The sequence below is a fragment of the Collinsella sp. CLA-ER-H10 genome, from assembly GCF_040092475.1.
Classification (GTDB): domain Bacteria; phylum Actinomycetota; class Coriobacteriia; order Coriobacteriales; family Coriobacteriaceae; genus Collinsella.
In genome coordinates this window covers 1-3,344 of the sequence record NZ_JBBNLM010000039.1, presented here as the reverse complement: position 1 = coordinate 3,344, position 3,344 = coordinate 1, and the positions used below count along the sequence as shown (strand labels likewise).

At 61.6% G+C, this 3,344-nt stretch carries 2 protein-coding genes; one reads left to right on the top strand and one right to left on the bottom strand.

Annotated features, from left to right (window positions below):
* Nucleotides 1-230 precede the first annotated feature (230 nt).
* Nucleotides 231-1,031: an SDR family oxidoreductase gene (locus tag AAAX36_RS09360; RefSeq protein ID WP_006235414.1), complete on the bottom strand. Its 801-nt coding sequence runs from the start codon at nucleotides 1,029-1,031 to the stop codon at nucleotides 231-233.
* Nucleotides 1,032-1,325: 294 nt separating this feature from the next.
* On the opposite strand from AAAX36_RS09360, the gene AAAX36_RS09355 reads away from it, so the two are divergent.
* Nucleotides 1,326-3,071 (top strand): hypothetical protein, encoded by a 1,746-nt coding sequence (locus AAAX36_RS09355; protein ID WP_349075268.1) that lies wholly within the window; start codon nucleotides 1,326-1,328, stop codon nucleotides 3,069-3,071.
* Nucleotides 3,072-3,344: the final 273 nt, after the last annotated feature.

The following is a 3,344-nucleotide window of genomic DNA, read 5'->3' as shown; positions in this document are numbered from 1 at the left end:
CAGGCCCCGCCGACCGATTGCAAGCGGTCGGCGGGGCCATTGTGGCTCTTGACAGCGGATTGGGTCATATGAGCGAGCGGGCCGCATTTGAGACAAGGTGACGTGAAACGAAAGGGCGCTGACCTTCCGGTCGCGCCCTTGAAGTTGAACGTCAGATTGTCCAAATGCGGCCCGCGCAGCGTCGGCCGGTTACGGCGTTCGTTAGAACGGCGGAACCTGAGACGTAACCCCTACGGCCGCTGGCCCATGCCACCCTCGAGGGTGACGGTCTCGCCGTTCATGTACTTAAAGTCGGGACCGCAGAGCTGAACGACCACGCGGCCGATCTCCTTCTCGACGTCGCCGTAGTGGCCTGCCGGCGGCATGTGGACGTTGGCCTTGAAAGCCTCGGGGTAAGCATCCTGGAAGTTCTCGAGCGCAGCGGTCCAAGCAAGCGGGCAAACGATATTGACGTTGATGCCGTCCTTGCCCCACTCGTTGGCGGCAACGCGGGTCAGGCCGCGAATGCCCTCCTTGGCGGCAGCATAGCTGCACTGGCCATAGTTGCCAAACAGGCCGGCGCCCGAGGCAAAGTTGACCACGGAGCCCTTGGTCTCCTTCAGGTGCGGATAGGCCTTCTGCATGTACAGATAGGTAGCATACAGACCGGAGTAAATGGCCAGGTTAAACTGGTCCATGGTGTGATCGGCGATGGTCACGCCCGAGGCGCTGGCCTGAGCATTGTTGACGACGGCGTCGATGCGGCCGAACTCCTCAATGGCCTTGTCGATGACGTTCTGGACGACGGCCTCGTTGTCCTGACCAGCCGAGACATCGGCCTGAACAGGCAGAACCTTGACACCGTACTCGGCCTCGAGAGACTCCTTGGCGGCCTCGAGCTTGGCGACGTTGCGGCCGGTGATGACGAGGTTCGCGCCCTCCTTGGCAAATGCGATATCGATGCCGTAGCCGATGGAGCCAGCGGAACCGTCCTTAAGCGTGGCCTTGCCGCCGCCGGTGACGATCACGGTCTTACCAGTGAAAAGTCCCATACAAAGTCCTTTCAAATCGCGACGGGCACGCCCGCCGACTGCGCGCATCCAACTTCACGCGCCAAAAGCTGAAATGCAACTTTAGCTTCTTCAAGTGAAAAATAAAGCCCATGGCAGGCGAACGGCGCAACGTCTTTCGGCGAAGGGAATGTCAAGTAAAAATTGAATAGAGCGGCCGAGTTTTTGTTAACGAGACGAGCCATCGAACACGTTTTGAAACTTTGCTGCGGCGCGCGGGATGTCGGCGCGAGACTTTATCATAGGGTGACAAACAACGATGAGGAGCACATGCCTATGACAGACGAGCTGGACCCCCAGACTCAAGAGCATATTGATGATCCCGCAGACGTCACCACAGATACTGACGCTGCGACCTGCGATGGTACCGACGTCGACGGCCCCATCTTGGACGAAAGCGCTACGGCGGAAACCCCCGAATCAGAAAACGCCGATGAGCAAAACGACGATGCGCCCGCTCAGGACGACGCCCCGCAAGCAGCGGGCCCCATCGAGGTGTCTTCGGAAGAAGAGCTCGATGCCGTCATGGACTCCATGATGGATGCTGTCAAAGCGCTGAAAGACGCCGTCGCCGATGCCGATATTGATGCCGAGGAAGAGGAGGCCGCCGAGGCGGCCTCGACCTTTGTGCCCGGCGAGACTCCGGTTGCCGACCAGGGCAGTACCATGCCCTCGTTTCTGCAGCTCGAGCATCCCACGATTGGCACCGACGCGGTCGACCCGCACGCAGCAGGCTTTTCTGTGGTCGAGGGCGGTACCGGCAATATCGCCGCGCCGCAGGCTGCCGATGCGGACGCTGCCGACACCGCTCGCCCGACCGCCCTGCACTCCCCCGCCGCGAGCCGCGATCTGGGGACCGCTGTCTCGAACACTGCGAACGCCGTGGGCACCTTTATCGCCCAGGGTGCCTCGGCCATGCGCGAGATGAACGCCGCGAAAAAGGCACTTGCCGATGCCCGCGCCCACCTGGCCGAACTTGAGCAGCGCATTACCGATCAGGCCGAGGAACTCGAGACGCGCCAGGATATCGCAGGCCGCTACGACCAGATCATCGCCGACCAGCGTCAAGCGATCGCCACAGCGCAAAAGACCGCTGCGGCAGCCGAGATTGACCGTGATGCCCACGCCGCCAAAGCGACAGAGCTCAGGGATCAGTTCGAACAAATGAAGACAGAGGATGACGCGACTGAGCTCCGCCTGAAGGCCGCGCTCGATGCCGTGGAGGCCCGCGAGGCGAGCTCGCGCGAGACCGGCAACCGCCTCGTTCGACGTCTTGAGGATTCCAAGCGCATCCGCGACAAGGTGCAGGCCGAGCGAGACGCCGGCATTGCCGCCGCACAACAAACCGTCGACGCCACGCGCGCCCAGCTCGAGACACTGCGTCATGAGTATGCCGAGCTGCAACGCAATCCCTCGGCAAATCCCGCCAACTATACGGTGCGCACCAGTGAGCTCTCGATGAAGATCTCCGACACGGCAGATGCCCTGCGTAAAGCCGAAGAAGATGTCCCGCGCATCACCGCCGACCTTGAGCACTCGCTTGCCGCAGCCGAGCAGGCCGTCGAGCAGGCTCAAGCCCCCATTGCCGAAGCCAAACGCGCACACCAAGCCGTGACGACTGAGGCCGATGCCGCGCGCGACGAGCTGCAGACGGCGAAAACTGCCGCCACGACGCGCCAGCGCGAACTGCGCGAGAAGATAGCCGCCGAGGACAAGGCACGCCGCGACCAAGAGCAAAGCATCGCCAACGCCCAAGCAGATGCCGCACATGCACAGTCGATCATCGAGCAGGCGACCGAGGTGCATGACCATCCAGAGATCACTGAGTCGCTTGCAGGATCCTTGGCCCGAGACAAAGCCGAACACGCCGAGACCGAGCGAGAAGTTGCCCAGCTCGAGGCCACCGAGGACGCGGTGCGCGAGCGCACCCGCGACTCACGCATCAAATTCACCGGCGCCATCGTCTGCATCGTCGTCGCAATCCTAGTGATCATCCTAGTCTGGCTGTTCGCAAGCAAGTAAACCGGCTGCCAAAAAACGCTCAACGCAGTTGCGGTGAGATAGTTCCTGTTTAGCCTCAAAAAAGGCCAGTTCAAGAACTATCTCACCGCAACTTATTAGATTGATGCAAGGTAGTCATTGGGGACGTTCTTAAACGACTAGTCGAACAAGAACGTCCATTACAGTCGAAATTGTCAGCCCGGGACCGTCTCGGGCTACGATTGAGGCGCGCCCAGAACGGGCCGCCGACCGGGCGCCCGCGCACGGCCGAACGTCCCTGCCCCCGAGAGGGCC

Excerpts from the sequence above, each read along its gene's own strand:
- AAAX36_RS09360 (WP_006235414.1), bottom strand. The coding sequence starts at position 1,031 with ATGGGACTTTTCACTGGTAAGACCGTGATCGTCACCGGCGGCGGCAAG.
- AAAX36_RS09355 (WP_349075268.1), top strand. The coding sequence starts at position 1,326 with ATGACAGACGAGCTGGACCCCCAGACTCAAGAGCATATTGATGATCCC.